Genomic DNA, 22,595 nt, shown 5'->3' on the forward strand with positions numbered 1-22,595 from the left:
CCGGGCGCCGTGGGGGCTTCGCGCCCCCACACCCCCGCGGGATATTTGGACCAAGGCAAAGAGCCTGTCCGCCGTGCTGTGGCCGTCAGGGGACGACGAATTCGTCGGCGTGGTAGCCCTGAAGGTAGAGAAGGGCGGTGAGGTCGCCGTGATTGATGCGGATCTGGGCCTGCGCGGCCACGGCGGGCTTGGCGTGAAGCGCCACGCCCGTGCCGGCCAGCTGGATCATGCCCAGATCATTGGCGCCGTCACCGACCGCGATCGCGTCATCGGTCGTCGTGCCGAGGCGGGCGGCGATGTCGGTCAGGGCCTCGACCTTGGCCTCGCGGCCCAGCACCGGCAGGGCGACATGGCCGGTCAGCACGCCCTCTTCGGCCAGGAGCGTGTTGGCGCGGTGTTCATCGAAGCCCAGTTGGCGGGCGACCGATTCGGTAAAGGACGTGAAGCCGCCCGAGACAAGCGCCGCATGGGCGCCGTTCGCGCGCATCGTGGCGACAAGGGCCGCGCCGCCCGGGGCCAGGGTGATGCGGGTGGCCAACACCTCGGCGATGGTGGCTTCGGGCAGGCCCGCCAGCAGCGAGACGCGTTCGATCAGCGCCTCGTGGAAGTTCAGTTCGCCATTCATCGCGCGGGCGGTGATGTCGGCGACGCGCGGGCCCACGCCCGCCAGATCGGCCAGTTCGTCGATGCATTCCTGTTCGATCATGGTCGAATCCATATCCGCGATCAGGATGCGCTTGCGCCGCCCCGCCTTGTGCTGAAGCGCCATGTCGATGCCGATGGCCTGAAGATCCTGCCAGACGTTCTCGATGTCGGCAGGTGCCTGCGGCAGGTCGAATTCGGCCGCGATCCCCTGAGCCAGCCAGCGCGGCGCGTGGGCGCCCCATCGCGCGGCAAGGCCCGCGGGCAGGTCCGCGTCTAGATTGGCGGCGCGGGGCGATGCGATCAGCGAGAGGGTGAACATGCGCTTCATCCTTTGTCAGCACGGCCGTCGGCCTGTCGCGGGTCTAGGCCAAAGTTTTTTCTTGCGCCAGAGCCGAGGCGGGCTTATTTGCGGCGGTGGGACACCCCTCCCCAACGAGGGGCTTTTAGCTGGAAGGCTAGCCACATGACCGATCATCCGATCCCGGCCGCGCGGCCGGAAAATCCGCGCTTTTCTTCGGGCCCCTGCGCCAAGATCCCCCATTATTCGCTGGACATGCTGTCAGACGCGCCCTTGGGCCGGTCGCATCGCGCCGCCGTCGGCAAGGCGAAGCTGGCCGAGGCGATCGACCTGACGCGTGAGGTTCTGGCCGTGCCGGCGGATTACCGCATCGGCATCGTTCCCGGCTCGGATACGGGCGCGGTCGAGATGGCGATGTGGAGCCTGCTGGGTGCGCGCGGCGTCGAGATGCTGGCCTGGGAGAGCTTTGGCGAGGGCTGGGTCACGGATGCCGTGAAGCAGCTGAAGCTGGACGCCACAGTCCGCAAGGCGGATTACGGCAGGATCGTCGATCTGACACAGGTCGATTTCGACAAGGACGTCGTATTCACCTGGAACGGTACCACCAGCGGCGTGCGCGTGCCGAATGGCGACGCGATCCCGGCGGACCGCGCGGGCCTGACCATCTGCGACGCGACCAGCGCGGCATTCGCCATGGACCTGCCCTGGGACAAGCTGGATGTGGTGACATTCAGCTGGCAGAAGGTGCTGGGCGGAGAGGGCGCGCATGGCGTCCTGATCCTGTCGCCGCGCGCCGTCGAGCGGCTGGAGACCTACACCCCCGCCTGGCCGCTGCCCAAGATCTTCCGCATGACCAAGGGCGGCAAGCTGATCGAGGGCATCTTCAAGGGCGAGACGATCAACACGCCCTCGATGCTGGCGGTCGAGGATTATCTGGTCGCGCTGAAATGGGCGCAGTCGCTTGGCGGCCTCACGGCGCTGATCGCGCGGGCGGATGCCAATGCCGCCGCGGTGCGCGATTTCATCGCGGGCAAGGACTGGATCGCGGATCTGGCCGAGGACCCGGCGACGGCCTCGACGACGAGCGTCTGCCTGAAATTCACCGATCCGGCCATCAAGGACGGGGCGGCTTTTGCCAAGGCCGTGGCCAAGCGGCTGGAGAAGGAAGGCGTGGCGTTGGATGCCGGCGCCTATCGTGACGCGCCTGCAGGGCTGCGGATCTGGTGCGGATCGACGGTCGAGACCGCCGATGTGGCCGCGCTGATGCCGTGGGTCGAGTGGGCCTATCGCGCCGAGCTGGCCGCGCAGTGATCCGAGAGGCCGGGGGGCTTTGCGCCCCCCGGACCCCCCGCAGGATATTTCTCTGAAGAAGAAACAAGGCGTCCGCGAGGCTGTGCCCGGATGCCGCATGACAAGGATGAATCCCATGCCTAAGGTTCTTGTGTCTGACAAGCTGTCCGAAACCGCCGTCCAGATCTTTCGCGATCGCGGCGTCGAGGTGGATTACCTGCCCGATCTGGGCAAGGACAAGGAGAAGCTGGCCGAGGTGATCGGGCAGTATGACGGGCTGGCCATCCGGTCCGCGACCAAGGTGACGGAAAAGCTGCTGGAGGGCGCCACGAACCTGAAGGTGATCGGGCGCGCGGGCATCGGGGTGGACAATGTGGACATCCCCGCCGCCAGCAAGAAGGGCGTCATCGTGATGAACACGCCCTTTGGCAACAGCGTGACCACCGCCGAGCACGCCATCGCCATGATGTTCGCGGTCGCGCGTCAGCTGCCGGAGGCCAGCGTTTCCACCCATGCCGGGAAGTGGGAGAAGAACCGCTTCATGGGGGTCGAGCTGTTCAACAAGACCCTTGGCGTGATCGGGGCGGGCAATATCGGTTCGATCGTGATCGACCGGGCGCTTGGGCTGCACATGAAGGTGCTGGCCTATGATCCCTTCCTGTCGGAAGAGCGCGCCAAGGAGATCGGCGTCACCAAGGTGGAACTTGACGACCTGCTGGCCAAGGCCGATTTCATCACCTTCCACGTGCCACTGACCGAAAAGACCAAGAACATCCTGTCGCGCGAGGCCATCGCCAAGCTTAAGCCCGGCGTGCGGATCATCAACTGCGCCCGCGGCGGTCTGGTGGACGAGGAGGCGCTGGCCGAGGCCCTGAAAGAGGGCCGCGTGGCCGGGGCGGCCTTTGACGTCTTCGCCGTCGAGCCCGCGACGGAAAGCCCGCTCTTCAACCTGCCCAATGTGGTGGTGACGCCGCATCTGGGTGCCTCGACCACCGAGGCGCAGGAGAACGTCGCCCTGCAGGTCGCCGAACAGATGTCGGATTACCTGCTGACCGGTGCCGTGCAGAACGCGCTGAACATGCCCTCGGTCACCGCCGAGGAGGCCGCCGTGATGGGTCCCTGGATCAAGCTGGCCGGGCATCTGGGCGCCTTTGTCGGCCAGATGACCGACGAGCCGATCAAGGCGATCAACGTGCTTTACGACGGCGTCGTGTCCGAGATGAACCTGAACGCGCTGAACGCGGCCGTGATCGCGGGCGTGATGCAGGCGACGAACCCGGATGTGAACATGGTCTCGGCCCCGGTCATGGCCAAGGAGCGCGGCGTGCAGGTCTCGACCACCACGCAGGACAAGGCGGGCGTCTTCGAGGGTTACGTCAAGGTGACCTGCGTGACCGAGACGCGCGAACGGTCCATCGCGGGGACGGTGTTCAGCGACGGCAAGCCGCGCTTCATCCAGATCCGCGGCATCAATGTCGATGCCGAGGTGGGCGCGCACATGCTTTACACCCGCAACAAGGACGTGCCGGGCGTGATCGGTGCGCTTGGCTCGATCCTGGGCAATCTGGGGGTGAACATCGCGAACTTCACCCTGGGCCGGGCGGCCAATGGCGGGGACGCGATCGCGATCCTCTATCTGGACGAGGCGATCAGCGACGAGGCGCTGGCCGCGCTGGAGAATACCGGCAAGTTCCAGCAGGCCCGCCGGCTGCAATTCGAGGTTTGACCTTGGCGCCGCGCCCCGTCATCTAGGGGCGCGGCACAGACGAATGGGGGCGGCATGCGGCTTTACGCCATCGGCGACATCCACGGACAGCTGGACAAGCTGCTGGAGGCCCATGACCGCATCCAGACCGAAGCAGGCCATGACGCCGTCATCGCGCATGTGGGCGATCTGATCGACCGGGGCCCGGATTCGCGCGGCGTGGTCGAGCATCTGATGCGGGGCCGCGATGCCGGCCGGAACTGGATCGTCGTGCGCGGCAATCACGACCGCTTTCTGCCCGCGTTTCTGGAACGGCCCGACTGGATCGATCCGGGGCTGAGCTCGGGGCAGCACTGGATCGACCATCCCGGTCTGGGCGCGGCCCAGACGCTGGCATCCTACGGGGTCGATCCCGGTCTGGACCGCGAAGCCCTGCTGCGCGAGGTGCGGCGCGCCGTGCCCCCCGACCATGCGCGCTTTCTGGCCACCCTGCCCCTTTGGCACCTGCATCCGCTGGCGCTGGTCGTCCATGCCGGGATCAGGCCGGGCGTCGGCTTGCTGGATCAGGCCGAGCAGGACCTTGTCTGGATCCGACAGGGTTTTCTGGACAGCGATGCCGATTTCGGGCCACTGGTCGTGCATGGCCATACCGCGTTGGACAGCGCCGCGCATCATGGCAACCGGCTGAACCTCGATGGCGGGGCGGGCTATGGCCGTCCGCTCTGCGCCGCCGTGATCGAGCCTCGGGGCGCGCATCTGCTGACCGGCAAGGGCCGCGTGCCGCTGGTGCCCGAAATGACGGGCTGAGGCTCAGGCCCCCGACAGAAGCAGCATCAGCCAGGACGCCGAGCCCCCCAGCAGCGCCGTCACCGGCAGCGTGACCGCCCAGGCGGCAAGGATCGTGGCAACATGGCTGCGGCGGATCAGGCGTCGGCGGCTCTGTTCCTCCTCGGGCAGGTCGGGGCGCGCCGCTTCACGGCGACGGCGGTCCTGCCATTCGCGGGCGAAGCCCACGCCAAAGACGCCGCCCACCGCGACATGGGTCGTCGAGACCGGCAGCCCCGAGCCCGAGGCCGCGATCACCACAATGGCCGTTGCCAGCGTCACGCAGAAGGCGCGGCCCGCATTCAGCCGGGTGATGCCGCTGCCGACCATGCTGACCAGCCGCGCCCCGAACAGCATCGTGCCAAGCGCGATCGTCATCCCCGCCGCCAGCAGGACCGCGCCCGGCACCATGCCGTAGCCGCCGGTCCGGGCACCGCCCAGAATGACCGAGAGCGGCCCCGCGACATTGCCGACATCGTTGGCGCCATGCGCGAAGCCCATGATCAGCAATGAGACCAGCAGTGCAGGGCGCAACAGCGTCTTGGCGCCCGCCTTGCCGCCACGCGCGACCTCGGCCGTCACGCCGCGACGGGTGGTGATCCAGCCGATGCCCCCCGCCAGCGCCGCCAGCGCAAGCCCCGCCCCGCCGCGATCCAGATCCAGAAGCCGCGTCAGATAGATGGTGAACAGCCCGCACATCAGCCCGACCAGCCCTGGCAGCCAAAGGCGGGCGGCACGGGCACGGTCCGGCGCCTCAAGCACCTTGCGTCGCAACAGGATCACCAGCGCCCCGGCCAGCAGCCCCGCCAGGACCGGCGCCGCCACCCATGTCAGGGCGATCCGCCCGATCGAGCCCCAGTCCACACCCGAGAACCCGTAGGCCGCCGTTCCCGCGCCCGCGATGCCGCCGACGATGGAATGCGAGGTGCTGACCGGCAGGCCGATCCCTGTGGCCAGCGTGATCCAGCAGGCCGCCCCGGTCAGGGCCGCCAGCATGACCAGCGCGCCCGTCCCCGACGCCTCCAGCACGGCGGGATCGACGATGCCGCCCGCCAGACGCTGCGCCACCGCGCCCCCTGCAAGGACCGCGCCCGCGACCTCGGCCAGGGCCACGAGGACCAGGCCCGGCACCAGCCCGATGGCCCCCGCGCCGACCGCCGGGCCAAGCGAGTTCGCCACGTCGTTCGACCCGATCGCCAGCCCCAGCCAGGCCGCCACGATCAGCCCGGCGCCCAGCCAGACATAGGCCGCACCCGCACCCGACAGCCCGACCGCCAGCAGGATCAGGGCCACGAAAGCCAGCACCATCAGCCCCAGTCGCCAGACCGGGCGCATGGCGTGAAGCTGCGCGGCCTCGGCATGGGTGATGCGGCCCAGGTCCTTGTCCAGAATACGAAAGCGCCCGCCCCTGCGGCCGGGACGGGGCTCAGCCACGATGATCCGGCGGCAGAGCCAGCAGGATACGCTTCAGCCCCGGCTCGACGACCATGCGGGCGGCATCCTCGGGGGTGAACCAGCGGCGGCGGCGCTGGCGGGCTTCGGGGAAATCCTCGGCGGCCTCGGTCACGTCCAGCAGGAAGACGCGCATCTCGACGGGGATGGCAAAGCCTTCGTCCTGCTTCTTGTCATAGCGATAGCGGCCCAGCTCGGTGTCGTGGACATGGCCGCGGATGCCGGCCTCTTCCCAGGCCTCTTGCGCGGCGGCCCCCGAGAGGCTGCGCCCCTCCATCGGCCATCCTTTCGGGATCACCCACCGACCCGTGCCGCGACTGGTCACCAGCGCCACGTCCCCCGAGACCGGATCACGGCAGATCGCACCGACCTGGATCGCAGGGGGGCGGCGGCCAAGAACCAGCCTGAGAGAGCGGGCCAATGCGTTCATTCCTCGTCGCTTACCTTTCCGCGCAGCATCTTGACGTCACCCCGCACCGCCTTGGCCTTGAGCCTGCGGCGCTGACTGCCCAAGGTGGGCCGCGTGGCGATGCGGCGCTTGGGTTGAACCGCGGCCTGCCGGATCAGTTCCGCCAGCCTTTCGCGCGCGATTTCGCGGTTGCGGGCCTGGCTGCGAGTTTCCTGCGCAAGGATCACGACGGCGCCGTCCTGCGTCCAGCGGCGACCGGCCAGACGCTGCAGACGCCGCTTGACGGGGTCGGGCAGGTTCGGAGAACGCGCAGCCTCGAACCGCAATTCGACGGCGGTCTCGACCTTGTTCACATTCTGCCCGCCCGGCCCCTGAGACCGGGTGAATTGTTCTGACAATTCCCATTCCGCTATCGCGATTTGATCCGTGACGTGAAGCATGCCCGAAGATATGGCGCCCACGAATCACAGTTAAAGCGCTTTTTGCGAATCTGGGGTTAATTCTCCGGCATCTGGCGCAGGACGCGGCAGGCTTCCTGCTCGGGCCAGTGGGCAAAGGGCAGGACGGCGCCCTCGGTCCGGCTTCGGCGGATGCGGGCGGGGTCGATGTCGGCGCGGACCCAGCCGGGTTCGTCCATCGCGCCTTCGGCGATGATGCCGGTCTCGGGCCAGAACCCGTCGGGCGGTCCGTAGATCGCGGCGCGGCCCCGGTTCTCGTCCAAAGCGGGCATCCAGTCGCACGCGCCCACGGTCGGTGCCTGCACCACGACGCATTGGCTTTCCAGCGCGCGCGCCATGGCGCCGATCCGCACGCGGTTGAAGCCCGCCACCGTGTCGGTGCAGCTGGGCACCAGCAGGATCTCGGCCCCCGCCTCGGCCAGGGCGCGGCCCAGCAGCGGAAACTCGCTGTCATAGCAGATCAGGATGCCGATGCGGCCAAGCGCGGTGTCAAAGACGCGCAGGCCCGGCGCGCCGGCGACATGCCATTCCTCGCGCTCGAACCGGGTCATGATCTGCTTGTCCTGATGGCCGATCCGCCCCTGCGGTCCGTAAAGAACCGTCCGGTTGAAGGGCCGGTCCGCGCCTTCAAAGACCGGCCCCGAGCCGCCCAGAATGTGACAGCCATGCCGCGCCGCCAGTTGCAGGTGCAGCGCCTCGATGGCCTGCCAGTGGCGGGCGACCTCGTGCAGGCTGGCCTGAAGATCGGCGGCGACGGCCGGCCCGCCAAGCGAGGCCAGCTCCATCGCGGCATATTCGGGAAAGACCAGCAGGTCGGCATCCGCCGAGGCCACCCATTCCGACAGCTTGCGGGCATAGGCGTCGAAATCGGGCATGAACTCGACGGGATAGGCGGCAGCGGCAATGCGGATCATAGCGGGCGCATCCAGAATTGCAGGTCTTTCGTCGTGTCCGCGGGCTGGTCCAGGTCGCGCCAGGAAAACTGCGCGACGACGCCCAGCAAGGGCTGATAGCCGCGCCGGGTCCAGAACCCGTCCAGCGGGCGGTAGTCGGCGGGCCGGGCGGGGTGATCGGCAGGCCGGATCACGCTGCAGAAGGCCGACCAGCGCGCGCCAAGCGTTCGGGCATGGGCCTCGCGCGCGTCAAAGAAGGCGTGGCCCAGCCCCTGCCCGCGATAATCGGCCAGCAGCACCGATTCCGCGCAGTAGAAGATCAGGTCCAGAGGCTCGGGGCGGTCCGCGAAGGCGGCGGCGAAATCGGCGGCGTGATCGGCCATCGGCGCGCCGGTCGCAGCGCCCACGATGCGCCCGTCATCCAGCGCCACGACCACCACCGCGCCGGGCGACAGATAGGCGCGCAGGTAATCGCGCTCGTAGTCCAGCGACCCGTCATAGAGATAGGGGAAATCGCGGAAGACCGCGATCCGCAGGCGGGCCACATCGTCCAGTGCCTCGACCAGCGCCGGGCCTGTCAGGACGCGGGTCGTGACGCTCATCCGCCGACCTGCCGGACCCAGTCGGCCAGGTTGTAATAGGTCGTCACCCGCGCGATGCGGCCGTCGCGGATGGTGAAGAACGCGCCCGCGGGCAGACGATAGGTCTGGCCATTGGCGGGGGGCAACCCCTCGTCGGTTTCCAGATAGGTGCCGTTCACCACGAATTCCGCCGCCGCGCGGTCGCCCGCCTCGTTGGCAAAGACGACGATGTCGGTCAGCGTCTCGCGGTAGCAGCGGGTCATATGGGCGTTGAAGGCCGCGAACAGGTCGCGCCCCTTGCGGATCTGGCCCTCGTTCACGTGATGCTCGATCTCGTCATGCAGCATGTCCAGCATCCGGTCGGTCTGGCCTGCGTTGAAGGCGTCGTAATAGGCGGTGATCAGGGCCTTGCTGTCCATCGGGACCTCCTTCTTTTGCGGGGACCCTAGCGGCGATTCGCGCAGGCGTCACCTCGGCCTTAAGGGGGAAGGACCAGACGCCTTGCAATCTTGAGTGAAGCTGTTAGCGCTAGTGTCCATTGACCAGCGAGGAGGTTCCCGATGAGCGGACAGGATCAGATGGGCAGGCGCGAGATCACCTGCTTCAAGGCATATGACGTGCGCGGAGAATTGGGCAAGAACCTCGACCCTGACGTGGCCTATCGCATCGGTCGCGCCTTTGCGCAGGCCCGCGCCGCCAAGCGCGTGGTGGTGGGCCGCGACAGCCGCGAAAGCTCGCCGGAACTGGCCAAGGCGCTGATCGCGGGTCTGACCGATGGCGGCGCGGATGTGCTGGATCTGGGTCTGGCCGGCACCGAAGAGGTCTATTTCCACACCGGCTTTCACGACACCGATGGCGGGATCGAGGTCACGGCCTCGCATAATCCGATCAATTACAACGGCATGAAGATCGTGGGTCGCGGCTCGGCGCCGCTGGACCCGGCGACCGAACTGCCGCCCATCGTCGAACTGGCGACCTCGGGCGATTTTGCCCCCGCCACCAAGGGCAGCGTGACCGATTTCAGCCATGCCCGCGCCGAATATGCGTCGCGGATGGCCGATTTCGTCGATGTCGCGGCGCTGAAGCCGATGAAGATCGTGGTGAATGCCGGCAACGGCACCGCCGGGCCGACCTTTGACGCCATCGCCGCCGAGTTGCAGCGTCGCGGCGCGCCGCTGACCTTCGTGCGGATGCACCACAATGTGGACAGCAGCTTCCCGAACGGCATCCCGAACCCGCTTCTGCCCGAGAACCAGCCCCCCACCGTGGCCGAGGTCAAGGCGCAGGACGCCGATCTGGGCGTCGCCTGGGACGGCGATTTCGACCGCTGCTTCTTCTTTGACGAGGATGGCCGCTTCATTCCGGGCGAATATATCGTGGGCCTTCTGGGCGCCGCGTTCCTGGAAAAGTCGCCGGGCGAGAAGATCGTGCATGACCCGCGCGTCATCATGAACACCCGCGCCATGATCGGCGAGGCGGGCGGCGAGGCCGTGGTCAGCAAGACCGGCCACGCCTTCATCAAGCGCAAGATGCGCGATGTCGGCGCGATCTATGGCGGCGAGATGTCGGCCCACCATTATTTCCGCGATTTCTACTATTGCGACAGCGGCATGATCCCCTGGCTGCTGATGGTGGAATTGCTGTCGCGCAAGGGCAAGACGCTGGCGGAACTGCTGTCGGAACGGATGCGGCTTTACCCGTCCTCGGGCGAGACGAACTATCACATCGACGATCCCGACGCGGCGATCGGGCGTGTGATCGGCGCCTATGAATCGCGCGCCGACAGCCGCGACGATCTGGACGGCGTGTCGCTGAATTTCGGGAACTGGCGCTTCAACCTGCGGAAATCGAACACCGAGCCGGTCGTGCGCCTGAATGTCGAGGCAGATGGCGATGCCGCGCTGGTGGCCGAGAAACAGGCCGAGCTGGCCGCCCTGCTGAAGGGCGAGGCCGCCTGACATCGGACGCCATAGGCGGAAACGAAAACCGCCCGCGCCTTTCGGGGCGCGGGCGGTTCTTTCATTCAAGGGTCTGACGGATCAGCCCTTTTTCAGGACCTTGTTGCCCAGCAATTCCGCGATCTGCACCGCGTTCAGCGCCGCGCCCTTGCGCAGGTTGTCGCTGACGCACCAGAGGTTCAGGCCGTTCTCGACCGTGCTGTCCTGACGGATGCGGCTGATGAAGGTCGCGTAATCGCCCACGCATTCGATGGGCGTGACGTAGCCGCCGGGCTCGCGCTTGTCGATGACCAGGATGCCGGGGGCCTCGCGCAGGATGTCGCGGGCCTCGTCCTCGTCCAGGAAATCCTCGAACTCGATGTTGATCGATTCGGAATGGCCGACGAAGACCGGGACGCGCACGCAGGTCGCGGTGACCTTGATCGCGGGGTCCATGATCTTCTTGGTCTCGACCACCATCTTCCATTCTTCCTTGGTCGTGCCGTCTTCCATGAAGACGTCGATCTGGGGAATGACGTTGAAGGCGATCTGCTTCTGGAACTTCTTCGGCGCGACCTCTTGACCCGGCACATACATGCCCTTGGTCTGGTCCCACAGCTCGTCCATGCCATCCTTGCCAGCGCCGCTAACCGATTGATAGGTCGAGACAACCACGCGTTTGATGCGGGCGCGGTCATGCAGCGGCTTCAGCGCCACCACCATCTGCGCGGTCGAGCAGTTGGGGTTCGCGATGATCATCTTGTTCTTGTAGTCGTGGACGGCCTCGGGGTTCACCTCGGGGACGATCAGCGGGATCTGCGGATCGTAGCGATAGAGCGAGGAATTGTCGATCACGACGCAGCCCGCCGCCGCCGCGCGGGGGGCGTGCAGCTTGGTCGCGTCCGAGCCGATGGCGAACAGCGCCATGTCCCATCCAGCGAAATCGAATTGCTCGATATCCTGAATTTTCAGGGTCTTGTCGCCAAAGCTGACCTCGGTTCCCTGGCTGCGGCGCGAGGCCAGCACGGCGATTTCATCCACCGGGAACTGGCGCTCGGCCAGGATGTTCAGCATTTCGCGGCCCACATTGCCCGTGGCGCCAGCGACGACGACTTTGTAACCCATTTCGGGGGGACTCCTTTTCCTGCGGTCGGGGGCGTTTAGCGCAAAACCGCGCGCAACGCCAGTGCGCGTTGCGTGGCATCCCGCGCAACACTCTTGCGCCGTGTGGCAGGGCGGGCCTTGAAATGTCGGGAAAAATGGCCGCACCGCCCGTCCACCGGGGATGCACAGGGCGTACACCGGATGTACACCGCTTGCGAACGTTGCGCTTGGGGCTCAGGTCAGGCGCAGGCGGGGATCGGATGCGGCCATAGTGCGGACCCATGCGCCCTCGGCCCCGAAATCATGCGGCACCTGCGCGGCGCTGCGCCGCCCCGACAGCGAGAGGCTGGCGAAGAAGTCGAACCCGTAAAGCGTCAGCGACGCCAAGGGCGCGCGCAGGCACAGGTTGATCATCAGCGCGCCGGTCGTGGGCGGCGCGCCAAGGCGGGCGGCCAGCGCGCGATGGTCGGCCTGCGGGTGCAGGTAGAAGCCGGGCGAGGTCGCGCTGCGCCAGTCCAGCCGCTTGCGCTTGGGCGACATCCAGAGGATGCGCGCCGGGTCCAGCCTTGCGCGGTCGGCATCGCCAAGCCGCGTGGCCAGCGCCAGCCAGTCGGTGCGGGTGCCGTGGCTGGCAGCTCCCGGCATCGGCGCGCGGTTGATGCGGATGACCAGATCGGCGGCGTCGATGGCCGGGCCATGCGCGGTTTCCGCCAGCGCGCGGGCATTGCCGATCAGCGCGACATGGCGGCCCGCCAGCGCCGACAGCAGGTCGGGTTGCGGGATCGAGAGGGCGGCCAGAGGAGCCTCGGCCCGCAGGCTGCGCGCGAGCAGAAAGCCCAGCCGCGTCACGCCAGCATCCGGCGGTAGAGGTCCACCAGCGCCTGCGCCTCGCCCTCGATGGCGTGGTTGGCGGTGACATGGGCGCGGGCGGCCTGACCGGCCTGCGCGCGGGCGGCGTCGTCATCCAGCCAGCGCGCCAGAGCCGCCGTCAGCGCGGGGGCGTCGCCCGGCGGGATCAGGCTGCCGGTCTGGCCGTCGCGGATCAGCGTCTCGTAGGCGCCGACGCGGGCGGCGACGGTCGGCACGCCGCAGGCCATCGCCTCGAGCGGGGTGAGGCCGAACCCCTCCCACCGGGCGGGGGCGGTGAACAGGTCCAGCGCCTGATAATGGCGCACGACCTGATCCCAGGGGAGTTCGCCCAGAAAGCGGATGCGGTCGGTCAGACCGGCCTGCGCGATCCGCGCCTTGAGGTCGTCGGCAAAGCCCTGCTGGTCCTGCGTGATGCGGCCCGTCATCAGGATCTGCGCGCGCGGGCGGTCGGGCAGCAGGTCCAGCCCCGCCTGCACCAGAAGGTCGATGCCCTTCTGCGCGCGAATGCGGCCGAAGCAGCCGATCAGCAGCGCGTCGGGGTCAAGGCCCAGTTCGCGGCGCAGGGCGGCGCGGTCGGGGGCGGGCTGGAACACCTGCGTATCGACGCCGTGCAGGACCACCTGCGCGGGACGTTCCAGATAGCTGGCGGCCTGCGGCGAGGTCGCCACCAGCGCGTCCTGCTGGCGGATCAGCCAGCGGGTAAAGCCCGTGTGCCTGCGCTGCGCGGCGGAGGTGAACAGCAGCCGGTATTTGCGCCGCAGCACATGGCGCAGGATCAGGCCAAGCGCCATTTCGGTGTTGCGCCGCGCGTGCCAGACCCGCCAGCGGTCGCGCGGCATCGTGGCGGCGCGGGTCAGCGGGATATGGGGTATCTCGGGCGGCAGGCCCGGCCCGGTCGCGGCGATGGCGATCATGCGCGCCTGCACCGGGATCAGCCGCACAACCGTCGCGGTGACGCCCGACAGGCGGCGTTTCAGGTTGGGGGCGACGATCAGCGGATCAGGCGTCGGGTCGGGCATCCGGGCGGGCCTCGGGGGTGCGGAAGTACAGAAGGAACCCGATCACCAGCGGGATCAGGAAGAACAGCCACAGCATAGAGAAAGCCTGCGCGGGGGGATAGGCCGCCTCGGACGCGTAATAAACCGGACGAGAGGCGAACTGCATCGCCCCGACGCCTCCGATCGAGAACATGTTGAGGAAGGTCACGCCCCGCCCCACCAGATGCGGCGGCAGAAAGGACCGGCCATGCGCCATCAGCAGCGGATAGGCCGCGCCCGAGACACCGACCAGCGCCAGAAGCGTCACCGCAAGGCCAAGGCTGGGCTGCGGCACGAGCCACATCGCCGCCATCACCGCGATCGTGGCGGCGGTGAACAGCAGGATCGTGCGGCGCAGGCTGCCGATGACCCGCGCGGCGGGACCGACGAGGAAATTGCCCAGCACCATCGCCAGACCCATCGCCAGCGTCGCATTGCCGATCGTGCGCGCATCGGCGGCAAAGACCTGATCCAGCCAGGGCGCCGCCCAGAGGCCGCGAATCGCCCCCGCCGCCGCGTAGTTCACCGCCAGAAGCGGCAGGATGAACCACAGCGCGCGCAGGGCGAGGATTTCACGCAGCGAGCCCTTGGGCTGGTCGTCGCCCAGCCGCGCCGGGTCGCGCACCGTCCGCGCGATCATCAGCGCCACGCCCAGCGTGATCGCGACCAGCAGCCACAGCGTCGGGCGCCAGTCGATCGCCTCGATCACCCAGACCAGCGGCGCGGCGCCGAGGATGTTGCCCAGCGAGCCGAAGCCCACCACCGCCCCCGCCAGCGTTCCGAAGGCCGAGGCCGGGTATTCGCGCGCAAGGATGTAGTAGGACGCCATCAGCACCGGCGCGCAGCCGATGCCCAGCAGCGTCAGCGCGACATGCAGGTGCCAGGGCGCGGTGGCCAGGGCGAAGACCGTCGCGCCTCCGCCGCCGCCCACGGCCAGCATCAGGGCGCAGGTGCGGCGCGGGCCGAAGCGGTCAAGCGCCTGCCCGACGGGGATCTGCATCAGCGCGAAGGCGATGAACCACAGGCCCGAGGACAGCGCCAGATCGCCCGGGGTGGCGCCCAGCTGGTCCTGCAGCACCGGCGACATCACCGCCAGAAAGGCGCGATAGAACTGGCTGAGCATGTAGGCCAGCACGAGGCTGACGATTCCGGCCGTGACGAGTGGCATGTGGTCCTCCGTTCCCCGGCCGCAAGCTGCGCCAAGGAGCGGAAAGCTGCAAGATGTGCAATTTCCGGCCGAAGGGACGTCAGCCCTCGGCGGGTCTGGTGGCGCCGCCCATGGCTTCAAGCCGCTCGATCAGGGGCGTCAGGGCCGGGCCGCGCGTGGCGCAGGCCTGCGGGTCGTCCATCACGCTGTAGGCGGGGCGGAAATATTCGCGGTCGAAGGTCAGCGGGTCCAGCCCCAGCCGCGCGATCAGCCGGTCCGAGGTGCCGTTCAGCAGCTGCCATTCGCCATCGCTGACGGCGTATTCGGGGCAGTTGTCGCTGATCACGTTCGCCTCGGCCAGTTCGCGGGTCAGGTCGCGGGCGGCCTCGTCCGACAGGGTCGAGACATCGGGCAGCGGCACGACCAGACGGTCGCCCGGCACGCCGTCGGCGCCCTGCGACAGGGCCTGCCCGGCCAGAAGCAGCCCTCCGGCCAGCACGGTTCCCAGCATGATCGCATCCCAGCTCTTCATCGCATGTCCCCCTTCGCGGTCGGTGCGGGTCGCAAGGTCGCCTTGCGGGCGCCGGGGTGCAAGGCAACTCGGCGTGAGGATGCCCGCGAACTTGACCCACGCGCAACCCTTGTCTAACCCGGCCTTGCGCCGCGTCCGGCGGCCGAAGACCCGCGCCATCCCGGCGCGCTTTGGAGGGTTCATGTCCGACCGTTATTCGCTTCTCATCCTGCCCGGCGACGGGATCGGCCCCGAAGTCATGGCCGAGGTCGTCAAGGTCATCGACTGGTTCAAGACGAACCGCGCCATGCCGTTCGACATCCAGCATGGTCTGGTCGGCGGCTCGTCCTATGACGCGCATGGCACGCCCCTGACCGACGAGACGATGGATGTGGCGCAATCGGTGGATGCGGTCCTTCTGGGCGCGGTCGGCGGCCCGAAATACGACGATCTGGATTTCTCGGTGAAGCCCGAGCGCGGCCTGCTGCGCCTGCGCAAGGAGATGGACCTGTTCGCCAACCTGCGCCCGGCGCAGTGCTTTGACGCGCTGGCCGATTTCAGCAGCCTCAAGCGCGAGTTCATCGCCGGGCTGGACATCCTGATCGTGCGCGAGCTGACCTCGGGCGTCTATTTCGGCACCCCGCGCGGGATCGAGGCCGACCCGACGCCGGGCAACGAGGGCGGCCGCGTGGGCATCAACACGCAGCGCTACACCTCGGGCGAGATCCGGCGCGTCGCCCGCGCCGCCTTTGAACTGGCCGCCAAGCGTCGCGGCAAGGTCTGTTCGATGGAAAAGGCCAATGTGATGGAATCGGGCATCCTGTGGCGCGAGGAAACGCAATGGGTGCATGACAACGAATACAGCCAGATCGAGCTGTCGCACATGTATGCGGATGCGGGCCTGATGCAGCTTGTCCGCAAGCCCGGCCAGTTCGACGTGATCCTGACCGACAACCTGTTCGGCGACCTTCTGTCGGACGCGGCGGCGATGCTGACCGGGTCTCTGGGGATGCTGCCCTCGGCCAGCCTTGGCGCGCCGATGGCCAATGGCCGGCCCAAGGCGCTTTATGAACCCGTCCACGGCTCGGCCCCCGACATTGCGGGTCAGGGCAAGGCGAACCCGATCGCCTGCATCCTCAGCTTTGCGATGGCCTTGCGCTATTCCTTTGCCGAGGGCGAGGCCGCCGATCAGCTGGAAGCCGCCGTGCAGACGGTTCTGGCCGAGGGCGTCCGCACCGCCGATCTGATGGGCCCCGAAGGCGGCCAGCCGGTCAGCACCGCCGAGATGGGCGACCGGATCGTGGCGGCCCTGTCTGCCTGATCCTGTCGGCCTGATTGCATTGGCCCGATCCCGTCGGCGTGACCTTTGGGCGCGCTGGCGGGGCTTGCCGGGCCGGATTGTCCCAAGGTCCGGCAAGGCCGTCGGCCGCCCGCGCCGCAGCCGGGCGCACGATCAAGCCGACCGGATTCCCGACCTCTGCGGGATTGACAATTGCTGCCCGGATGCCTTGTGTTGGCGCCAACAGCGACATCGGAGGGACCATGGCCGCAAACAATTTGCGCGGCGCCGCGCTGGCGCTTTTGGCGATGGGCATCTACGCGACCCATGATGTCGTGATCAAGGCGCTTGGCAGCAGCTATCCGCCGTTGCAGATCCTGTTCTTCTCGTCGCTGCTGTCCTTTCCGCTGGTGACGCTGGTCCTGTTGCGCGACCCCAATCCCGGCACGCTGCGCGCCGCCAATCCGGGCTGGGTGGCGCTGCGCACGGTTTGCGCGGTGCTGGGCGGCATGACGGGGTTCTACGCCTTCTCGACGCTGCCGCTGGCGCAGGTCTATGCGATCCTGTTTTCCATGCCGCTGCTGATCACGGTCCTGTCCATCCCGCTGCTGGGCGAAAAGGTGGGCCGGCATCGCTGGTTCGCGGTGGCGCTTGGGCTGATCGGGGTGCTGATCGTGCTGCGCCCGGGCACGCAGGCCCTGTCGGCGGGCCATCTGGCGGCGCTGCTGGCCGCGCTGACCGGGGCCACAGCGGCGGTGATCATCCGCAAGCTGGGCGGGACCGAGCGGCCGATGGTGCTGATGATGTGGCCGATGCTGGCCAATTTCGCGGTGACCGGCGCGTCTCTGGGCTTTGCCTATCAGCCGATGACCGCGGGCGCGCTGGCGCTGAGCGGGGCGATCGCGGCGATGGGCCTCGTGGCGGGCTTTCTGCTGATCCTGGCCTATCGCGCGGGCGAGGCCGCGATGGTCGCGCCGATGCAGTATTCCCAGATCCTGTGGGCGACGGCCTATGGCTGGTTCCTGTTCGGGGAATCGGTCGATCTGCCGACGATTGTCGGCATCGTGGTGATCGTGAGCTCGGGCGTCTACATCGTCTGGCGCGAGCGGCGCGGCGGCAATTCCGCCAACAGCCCCGTGATCGAGACCCGGATGCGCAGCGAGACCGTGACCGCCCCCAAGACCACGATCCTGCAAAGATTGTGGGGTCCGCGCGGCTGAGGGGCTTGCAATCCCCACGGGCTTTCGCTACCTGCCCAAGTCACGGTCGGAGCGTAGCGCAGCCTGGTAGCGCACCTGCTTCGGGAGCAGGGGGTCGGAGGTTCGAATCCTCTCGCTCCGACCATGAAGAGCGTGTTGTCGATTGCCACTGAAGTCTTCCTCAAGTGGCCACAATTCTTCCTTTGCGGCAGCAAGACTGACGTAAGACGCGAAGAGTTTTCTCTCGCGCCTCCAACCTAAGTTTTTATCTGGGACAGCCGTCTGCTAATGTCGCCGCACCAATGATGGGGCTAATAGCATGGGAAGAAACGATCAGAAGCCCGAGAACACGAAGGCAGAGCACGAGCAGCGGCTGGCAAAGCGCATCGCTTCCTTACAGGAAAGGGCCAGGCCGCGATGCAGCGAGCAAACGCTCACATCGGCCGAGCTGAAGGCATTCATGGATGATCAATGGGGCGAAGGTAAGGACGCGGATCGCTAAGCCAGATCGCCTATCGGGTGACCCGCTTATAATTTCAGCCCAAAGCTGTCATTCAGCGAGGAGTAGATTCCGCGACGCATCAACATTGATTACCTGCTTTTCGCCTTCTAATTAGGGACGTGTTGAGACACGCTCCGTTTGTTACACATTGATTGGGTGAGGACCACTTTCTGCAGCATCACAATGGGCTGGGAGCACTCCGTAGCTTTTGCCGGACCAATACTCCTTGGGCAATACTCGCCTCCAAACGGGATGACCGACTACCATGGTAATTGCGCTGACACCTATCTTAGAGCGTGAGATATGGTCTGGTGCTACTTGGAGGATCGAGGACGAAAATGAGTTGGCAGTGCTGCTTGCTCGCGTGGCTATTGGGCAAGCCCGAGTTGCTGAGCGCATTCTGCGCGAGGACGGTTTAGTCGACATCAACTACCCAATGGGCGGCTATGAGAGTGCGCGGAACCTACTCAAACTTGGCCCTAGTGGTGATCCGGCCCATCGTGATGGATGGATTTTCCAAGTGATCTCGTGGATTGCCGCGCACCGCGCAGGCAGGCCTGGCATGATCCGGTTGCCACATATGCGCCATGCGGACAAGGGTCTCGATGGGCTCTTCATTGAGTTTGACGACGCGGAAATCGCGCGCGTAGTGATCTCTGAGGAGAAGGCGACAGGAAATGCTCGATCTATGGTCCGGGATCGGGTTTGGCCCGAGTTTCAGGACTTTGAGACGGGAAGACGGGATGCTGAACTCGTCGATGGTGTCTCAACATTGCTTGCGGGTGCTGGGCATCCTAATCCCGATGCCGTGGTGGCCGCCATCTTGTGGACGGAGAGGCGGGCCTACCGGGTTGCGGTAACGATCGACGACACGCACGCTTCGGCGAAAGGCCTTAAGGCTCTCTACAAGGGCTACGAGGCGGCCGTCTCCGGCGCGATCGACCGTCGCCGGGCGGAGGCCTTTCAAGTTCAGAATCTCCGGCCCTGGTTCGAAAATATCGCCGTCATGGCAACCGCAATCATCAATGCCGAGGAGGTCGCCATAAATGTATGACGAGAGGACGGCCGATCTAATCCGATCCGCCCCAGACCTTCCCGGCCTCGATCGAGATCGGTTGCCGGAACAACTGTCGCAAGCGTTTTCTGAGATCGTGTCGGCCCGCATCGCATTGCGCGATACGGAGACTCCTGCGGGCGACATCAGCGAGACCATCGCGTTCGCGCGTAAGCTTGCCGCGACCAATGAGGTATTGGTTACGACAAGTCCTGAGCGCGAGAACCGTCGCGCTGCAAGCTTCGTAGCAGCGTCCGCGCATCAACTTGTCCACCAGGCCGAAGCTCTTCTCGGCTTGGCTTCAAGGACTACCTCATTCACAGAGGACGCGATCAGTTCCGACGTCTCAGCAATGCTGCTTTTTTTGATCGCAGGCTCGTCTGCTGACGCCACCGAGGCCGCGCGGGCGCTTCGGTCACCAGAAGAAGATCGGCTTCAACACGAACTCGTACTGAACCTCGGCTGGTTAGCGCGTGGAATGATTGGGACAATCCTCAATCAGGAGCGACGTCCGGTCACCGAGCTGGTCGCAGGCGAAGGTGTTGATGGCACGCGAGCCGCGAACGCTTTGTACCACCGAATTCTCGACGGCGTCCGTGCCCTCGCGGCTGTTTTGGGAGGCATCCCGGAAGCGGATCGGGACCGACCTACCGCGATCTTTCGTGCCGTCGCAAGAGCAGCGAAACCAGACGATGCCATCTCAATTGCAGGCTTTCCGCCGATACCGATCGCTTCGTTTCCAGGCCCGTTCCACTTGGCGCGGCTTCTCGAAACGGCGACTTCGTCACTTCTCGAGGCGGCAGTCATCAATATCAACCCGCCGGACGGTGTACCTGCGGATCGTTGGCACAATTCGATGGCAAGAATCGCGAAGAAGAGGCCATATCTTTGGACTAACCACCTTGCCGCGATCAGTGCAGGTTATCTCGAACCGGGTACATCCTGCGCTGTTGGCTTTCCGACAGGCGCAGGGAAATCGACTACCGCTCAACTGAAGATCCACGCAGCTCTTCTGCGAAACCTGAAGGTGGTTTTCCTCGCGCCGACCCATGCGCTGGTCGATCAGACGGCCCGGGATCTGCGGATTGCCTTCCCGAATACCGACGTTAAGGGACAGCGAGCAGAGGAGTTTGAAGAAGGCACGCTGCTCGAAGAGCTGCCTGACATACTCGTCATGACCCCAGAGGCATGCCTTTACGCGAGTCACATTGAGCCTGATAGCTTCGCGGATGTCGGATTGCTGATCTTCGACGAATGCCATTTGATTCACCCGAAGACTGACGGGGATCGGCGAGCCATCGACGCGATGCTCTGCTTAATTCGCTTCACGCGAGTCGCCCCGGAGGCTGACCTCGTCCTTCTATCGGCGATGATGAAAAACACGGCAGAAATCGCTGAATGGCTTGGGGAGCTGACTGGGGGAGAACTGAAAGGGCGTCGATCAATCCCCCTTGACGACGTTTGGAAACCAACCCGGCAGTTGCGGGGCTGCGTCGTCTATCAGGCAAGCGAAATCAAACATCTGAACCAGAAAATTGGGGAGGCGTGGAGGAATAAGACGACAAAATTACCGCCTGTAGGGCTCAAGAGGGATCTCCATGCGTCCCCATTGGGACTGTTCAGTCTGAAACAAACATGGGCCTCGATGAAACGCGACGATTACGCCCTGCTCTCGCTCTTGGATCATCAGGTTCTGCTGACGGCGAACAACTACTGGAGCCTTACCCCAAACTCGGGCGAGCTTGCGTCGCACATCGCGGCATCGGCATCAAGGGCTGGACTCCGGACCCTCGTCTTCTCCCAGTCAATCCCGAACGCATGGTCGATCGCCAAAAAGGCATCGACGCTCATCGACGCTACACCGACCGAACTCACTACAGGCGAAAAGGACCTATACGAGACGGCAGTCGATGAAATGGGTGACGCGGGAGATGTATATCTCGCCGTCGAGAACGGTCTTCTGCAAAGCGCCGCCACGGCGCATCACGGCCTTTTGCTTCCCTACGAAAGAGATTTGGCGGAGAGGCTTTACGGTAGGAATGACGGCCTGCGGGTACTCGCGGCGACCCCGACTTTGGCGCAGGGGATGAATCTTCCTGCCGATTTGGTGATCATCGCTGAAGACAGCCGCTTCGATCGTGAAACGAACCGTCGAGATCTTCTCGATGCTGCTGCGTTGCTGAATGCTGCCGGACGGGCAGGACGCGCGGGTCAAAGCGCGTCAGGTATCGTGCTGATTGTTCCTGGAAAGGTTGTTCCCCTGTCAGATGAAGACGGAACGATTGGTGAGCAATGGACGCAGCTCCGGGAGGTTTTCAGCCAGTCCGATCAGTGCTTGGTGCTCGAGGACCCATTCGAAGCCGTCATGGACCGTGTCCATCAAAAGGCGGAGGACGCCGGAGATCTGGAACGGTATGTCGTCAGCCGTCTAATGGAAACGCCCTCAGGAGGCGAAGACGGAGGCTCGCCTCGGGTCGATCTGTCCCGGAGCCTCACTGCGTTCCTAAAGCGCAAGGCAGGTGACGAACAGTGGGTCGCGAGTCGCACGGAGGCCGCCCTGTCTGTCATGTCCGGCACCGATAAAGATGCTGTTGTGCTGGATCAGAGATACCGAGACCTCACCTCCATGGTCGGCCTCCCAGAGGACGTGCTCAAAGCTTTGTCTGACGCGCTAGCCGACGCCCAAGATGACATGGCAAGCACGGTTGCCGGGATCTGCGAGTGGATGTTCTCATGGATGGAGGCCAATCCGGGTCACCTCTTCCGAATGATTAAGCCCTCGACCTTCGAAGATCTCTTTGGGAAAACCTATAGAGACCTGGCATCGGATGAAGAGAAAGCGAGGTATGCGGTCCCCAAGCTTGAGGCGGCTCTGCGACAATGGATGGACGGCGCGCCCCTGAAAGAAATCCAGCAGACGATATCGACAAATGAGGCTTCGGCGCAGTTCTCGCCTGACGCACGCAAGTTTGTCATTCGCATAATCCCCGACCTGGCGCACGTGATGGGTTTGCCTTCTCGTATGATGCAAATATTCACGTTAGGAGGATCTGAGCCGAATACTGTGGAAGGTGCTGGCCCCCTCCTCCTCGCTCATGTCTGCGTTCGAAGAGGGCTTCGAGATGCAGAGATGGCAGCATTTTCTATGTTGGCTGGCGGTTTACCTCGAAGAGCAACCCATCGCGCGTTCGAGGAGGTGCGCCCGCATGTGGCTGCATCAACAAGCGGCGAGACACTCGAAAGTCTCAAGGAAAGGGTTCGCGCGGGTAAGAACCTCAAAGAAGCTGTCGAGGCGTTCTCAAATATTGACTTGGGTCCATTCGACAATCCTCATTTGTGATAACGGTGCTAAGAGAGCGGCGAGAAGGTAAAGCGAAGGTCGGTTCTTGGCCCATTCTC

20 protein-coding genes and 1 tRNA gene are annotated in these 22,595 nt (G+C 65.6%); 9 read left to right on the plus strand and 12 right to left on the minus strand.

Features of this window, described 5'->3' with window-relative positions:
* Positions 1–85: 85 nt before the first annotated feature.
* The gene (gene serB, locus ACTZWU_RS00320; protein ID WP_444735356.1) at positions 86–964 is read right to left on the minus strand and encodes a phosphoserine phosphatase SerB; all 879 of its coding nucleotides are present in this window, start codon (positions 962–964) and stop codon (positions 86–88) included.
* Between the two features lie 144 nt (positions 965–1,108).
* On the opposite strand from serB, the gene ACTZWU_RS00325 reads away from it, so the two are divergent.
* From ACTZWU_RS00325 to ACTZWU_RS00335, 3 genes are all read left to right on the plus strand, one after another.
* The gene (locus ACTZWU_RS00325; RefSeq protein ID WP_444735357.1) at positions 1,109–2,254 is read left to right on the plus strand and encodes a phosphoserine transaminase; all 1,146 of its coding nucleotides are present in this window, start codon (positions 1,109–1,111) and stop codon (positions 2,252–2,254) included.
* A gap of 115 nt (positions 2,255–2,369) precedes the next feature.
* On the plus strand, positions 2,370–3,959 hold the full coding sequence (serA, locus tag ACTZWU_RS00330) for a phosphoglycerate dehydrogenase (protein WP_444735358.1): 1,590 nt from the start codon (positions 2,370–2,372) through the stop codon (positions 3,957–3,959).
* A gap of 54 nt (positions 3,960–4,013) precedes the next feature.
* Positions 4,014–4,745, plus strand: coding sequence for a metallophosphoesterase (locus tag ACTZWU_RS00335; RefSeq protein WP_444735359.1), 732 nt, complete (start codon positions 4,014–4,016; stop codon positions 4,743–4,745).
* Between the two features lie 3 nt (positions 4,746–4,748).
* On the opposite strand, the gene ACTZWU_RS00340 is transcribed toward ACTZWU_RS00335, so the two are convergent.
* From ACTZWU_RS00340 to ACTZWU_RS00365, 6 genes are read right to left on the minus strand one after another with little or no spacing between them, the layout of a single operon-like run.
* On the minus strand, positions 4,749–6,197 hold the full coding sequence (locus ACTZWU_RS00340; RefSeq protein ID WP_444735360.1) for an inorganic phosphate transporter: 1,449 nt from the start codon (positions 6,195–6,197) through the stop codon (positions 4,749–4,751).
* Positions 6,190–6,645: an NUDIX hydrolase gene (locus tag ACTZWU_RS00345; RefSeq protein ID WP_444735361.1), complete on the minus strand. Its 456-nt coding sequence runs from the start codon at positions 6,643–6,645 to the stop codon at positions 6,190–6,192. Before ACTZWU_RS00345 ends, ACTZWU_RS00340 begins: the two co-directional genes overlap by 8 nt.
* On the minus strand, positions 6,642–7,064 hold the full coding sequence (gene arfB, locus ACTZWU_RS00350) for an alternative ribosome rescue aminoacyl-tRNA hydrolase ArfB (protein WP_444735362.1): 423 nt from the start codon (positions 7,062–7,064) through the stop codon (positions 6,642–6,644). Before arfB ends, ACTZWU_RS00345 begins: the two co-directional genes overlap by 4 nt.
* Before the next feature lie 56 nt (positions 7,065–7,120).
* Entirely contained in the window at positions 7,121–7,993 is an 873-nt protein-coding gene (locus tag ACTZWU_RS00355) for a carbon-nitrogen hydrolase family protein (RefSeq protein ID WP_444735874.1), read from the minus strand.
* A complete protein-coding gene (locus tag ACTZWU_RS00360) occupies positions 7,993–8,577 on the minus strand; it encodes a GNAT family N-acetyltransferase (RefSeq protein ID WP_444735363.1) in 585 nt (194 codons plus the stop codon). The genes ACTZWU_RS00355 and ACTZWU_RS00360 overlap by 1 nt, the downstream gene beginning before the upstream one ends.
* On the minus strand, positions 8,574–8,975 hold the full coding sequence (locus ACTZWU_RS00365; protein ID WP_444735364.1) for a ketosteroid isomerase-related protein: 402 nt from the start codon (positions 8,973–8,975) through the stop codon (positions 8,574–8,576). Before ACTZWU_RS00365 ends, ACTZWU_RS00360 begins: the two co-directional genes overlap by 4 nt.
* 141 nt (positions 8,976–9,116) lie before the next feature.
* Here ACTZWU_RS00365 and ACTZWU_RS00370 point away from each other — a divergent pair, with 141 nt between their 5' ends.
* Entirely contained in the window at positions 9,117–10,514 is a 1,398-nt protein-coding gene (locus ACTZWU_RS00370; RefSeq protein WP_444735365.1) for a phosphomannomutase, read from the plus strand.
* A gap of 81 nt (positions 10,515–10,595) precedes the next feature.
* On the opposite strand, the gene ACTZWU_RS00375 is transcribed toward ACTZWU_RS00370, so the two are convergent.
* The 5 genes from ACTZWU_RS00375 to ACTZWU_RS00395 all read right to left on the minus strand — a co-directional run bounded on the left by ACTZWU_RS00375 (position 10,596) and on the right by ACTZWU_RS00395 (position 15,183).
* On the minus strand, positions 10,596–11,618 hold the full coding sequence (locus ACTZWU_RS00375) for an aspartate-semialdehyde dehydrogenase (protein WP_444735366.1): 1,023 nt from the start codon (positions 11,616–11,618) through the stop codon (positions 10,596–10,598).
* Between the two features lie 213 nt (positions 11,619–11,831).
* Positions 11,832–12,446: a glycosyltransferase family 29 protein gene (locus tag ACTZWU_RS00380; protein ID WP_444735367.1), complete on the minus strand. Its 615-nt coding sequence runs from the start codon at positions 12,444–12,446 to the stop codon at positions 11,832–11,834.
* Positions 12,443–13,486, minus strand: coding sequence for a glycosyltransferase family 4 protein (locus ACTZWU_RS00385; RefSeq protein ID WP_444735368.1), 1,044 nt, complete (start codon positions 13,484–13,486; stop codon positions 12,443–12,445). Before ACTZWU_RS00385 ends, ACTZWU_RS00380 begins: the two co-directional genes overlap by 4 nt.
* A complete protein-coding gene (locus ACTZWU_RS00390) occupies positions 13,467–14,672 on the minus strand; it encodes an MFS transporter (RefSeq protein WP_444735369.1) in 1,206 nt (401 codons plus the stop codon). Before ACTZWU_RS00390 ends, ACTZWU_RS00385 begins: the two co-directional genes overlap by 20 nt.
* 79 nt (positions 14,673–14,751) lie before the next feature.
* Complete coding sequence (locus tag ACTZWU_RS00395; RefSeq protein WP_444735370.1) at positions 14,752–15,183, minus strand: hypothetical protein; 432 nt, start codon at positions 15,181–15,183, stop codon at positions 14,752–14,754.
* A gap of 181 nt (positions 15,184–15,364) precedes the next feature.
* Here ACTZWU_RS00395 and leuB point away from each other — a divergent pair, with 181 nt between their 5' ends.
* The 5 genes from leuB (at position 15,365) to ACTZWU_RS00420 (ending at position 22,536) form a co-directional block, all read left to right on the plus strand.
* Positions 15,365–16,483, plus strand: a complete 1,119-nt coding sequence (gene leuB, locus ACTZWU_RS00400; protein ID WP_444735371.1) for a 3-isopropylmalate dehydrogenase — start codon at positions 15,365–15,367, stop codon at positions 16,481–16,483.
* 221 nt (positions 16,484–16,704) lie between these two features.
* The gene (locus ACTZWU_RS00405) at positions 16,705–17,661 is read left to right on the plus strand and encodes a DMT family transporter (RefSeq protein ID WP_444735372.1); all 957 of its coding nucleotides are present in this window, start codon (positions 16,705–16,707) and stop codon (positions 17,659–17,661) included.
* 47 nt (positions 17,662–17,708) lie between these two features.
* Positions 17,709–17,785: transfer RNA gene (locus ACTZWU_RS00410), tRNA-Pro, on the plus strand.
* A gap of 622 nt (positions 17,786–18,407) precedes the next feature.
* Positions 18,408–19,196 (plus strand): hypothetical protein, encoded by a 789-nt coding sequence (locus ACTZWU_RS00415; RefSeq protein WP_444735373.1) that lies wholly within the window; start codon positions 18,408–18,410, stop codon positions 19,194–19,196.
* Complete coding sequence (locus ACTZWU_RS00420; RefSeq protein WP_444735374.1) at positions 19,189–22,536, plus strand: DEAD/DEAH box helicase; 3,348 nt, start codon at positions 19,189–19,191, stop codon at positions 22,534–22,536. The genes ACTZWU_RS00415 and ACTZWU_RS00420 overlap by 8 nt, the downstream gene beginning before the upstream one ends.
* The last annotated feature ends 59 nt before the right edge of the window (positions 22,537–22,595 follow it).

This window comes from Paracoccus sp. NSM, assembly GCF_052379855.1.
Classification (GTDB): Bacteria; Pseudomonadota; Alphaproteobacteria; order Rhodobacterales; family Rhodobacteraceae; genus Paracoccus.

What these genes read in the sequence shown, in the direction of transcription:
- ACTZWU_RS00360 (WP_444735363.1), bottom strand. Translation starts at nt 8,577, where the DNA reads ATGAGCGTCACGACCCGCGTCCTGACAGGCCCGGCGCTGGTCGAGGCA.
- ACTZWU_RS00335 (WP_444735359.1), top strand. Translation starts at nt 4,014, where the DNA reads ATGCGGCTTTACGCCATCGGCGACATCCACGGACAGCTGGACAAGCTG.
- ACTZWU_RS00385 (WP_444735368.1), bottom strand. Translation starts at nt 13,486, where the DNA reads ATGCCCGACCCGACGCCTGATCCGCTGATCGTCGCCCCCAACCTGAAA.
- ACTZWU_RS00375 (WP_444735366.1), bottom strand. Translation starts at nt 11,618, where the DNA reads ATGGGTTACAAAGTCGTCGTCGCTGGCGCCACGGGCAATGTGGGCCGC.
- ACTZWU_RS00405 (WP_444735372.1), top strand. Translation starts at nt 16,705, where the DNA reads ATGGCCGCAAACAATTTGCGCGGCGCCGCGCTGGCGCTTTTGGCGATG.
- ACTZWU_RS00420 (WP_444735374.1), top strand. Translation starts at nt 19,189, where the DNA reads ATGTATGACGAGAGGACGGCCGATCTAATCCGATCCGCCCCAGACCTT.
- ACTZWU_RS00345 (WP_444735361.1), bottom strand. Translation starts at nt 6,645, where the DNA reads ATGAACGCATTGGCCCGCTCTCTCAGGCTGGTTCTTGGCCGCCGCCCC.
- ACTZWU_RS00395 (WP_444735370.1), bottom strand. Translation starts at nt 15,183, where the DNA reads ATGAAGAGCTGGGATGCGATCATGCTGGGAACCGTGCTGGCCGGAGGG.
- arfB (WP_444735362.1), bottom strand. Translation starts at nt 7,064, where the DNA reads ATGCTTCACGTCACGGATCAAATCGCGATAGCGGAATGGGAATTGTCA.
- ACTZWU_RS00325 (WP_444735357.1), top strand. Translation starts at nt 1,109, where the DNA reads ATGACCGATCATCCGATCCCGGCCGCGCGGCCGGAAAATCCGCGCTTT.
- ACTZWU_RS00370 (WP_444735365.1), top strand. Translation starts at nt 9,117, where the DNA reads ATGAGCGGACAGGATCAGATGGGCAGGCGCGAGATCACCTGCTTCAAG.
- serA (WP_444735358.1), top strand. Translation starts at nt 2,370, where the DNA reads ATGCCTAAGGTTCTTGTGTCTGACAAGCTGTCCGAAACCGCCGTCCAG.
- serB (WP_444735356.1), bottom strand. Translation starts at nt 964, where the DNA reads ATGTTCACCCTCTCGCTGATCGCATCGCCCCGCGCCGCCAATCTAGAC.
- leuB (WP_444735371.1), top strand. Translation starts at nt 15,365, where the DNA reads ATGTCCGACCGTTATTCGCTTCTCATCCTGCCCGGCGACGGGATCGGC.
- ACTZWU_RS00415 (WP_444735373.1), top strand. Translation starts at nt 18,408, where the DNA reads ATGGTAATTGCGCTGACACCTATCTTAGAGCGTGAGATATGGTCTGGT.
- ACTZWU_RS00365 (WP_444735364.1), bottom strand. Translation starts at nt 8,975, where the DNA reads ATGGACAGCAAGGCCCTGATCACCGCCTATTACGACGCCTTCAACGCA.
- ACTZWU_RS00390 (WP_444735369.1), bottom strand. Translation starts at nt 14,672, where the DNA reads ATGCCACTCGTCACGGCCGGAATCGTCAGCCTCGTGCTGGCCTACATG.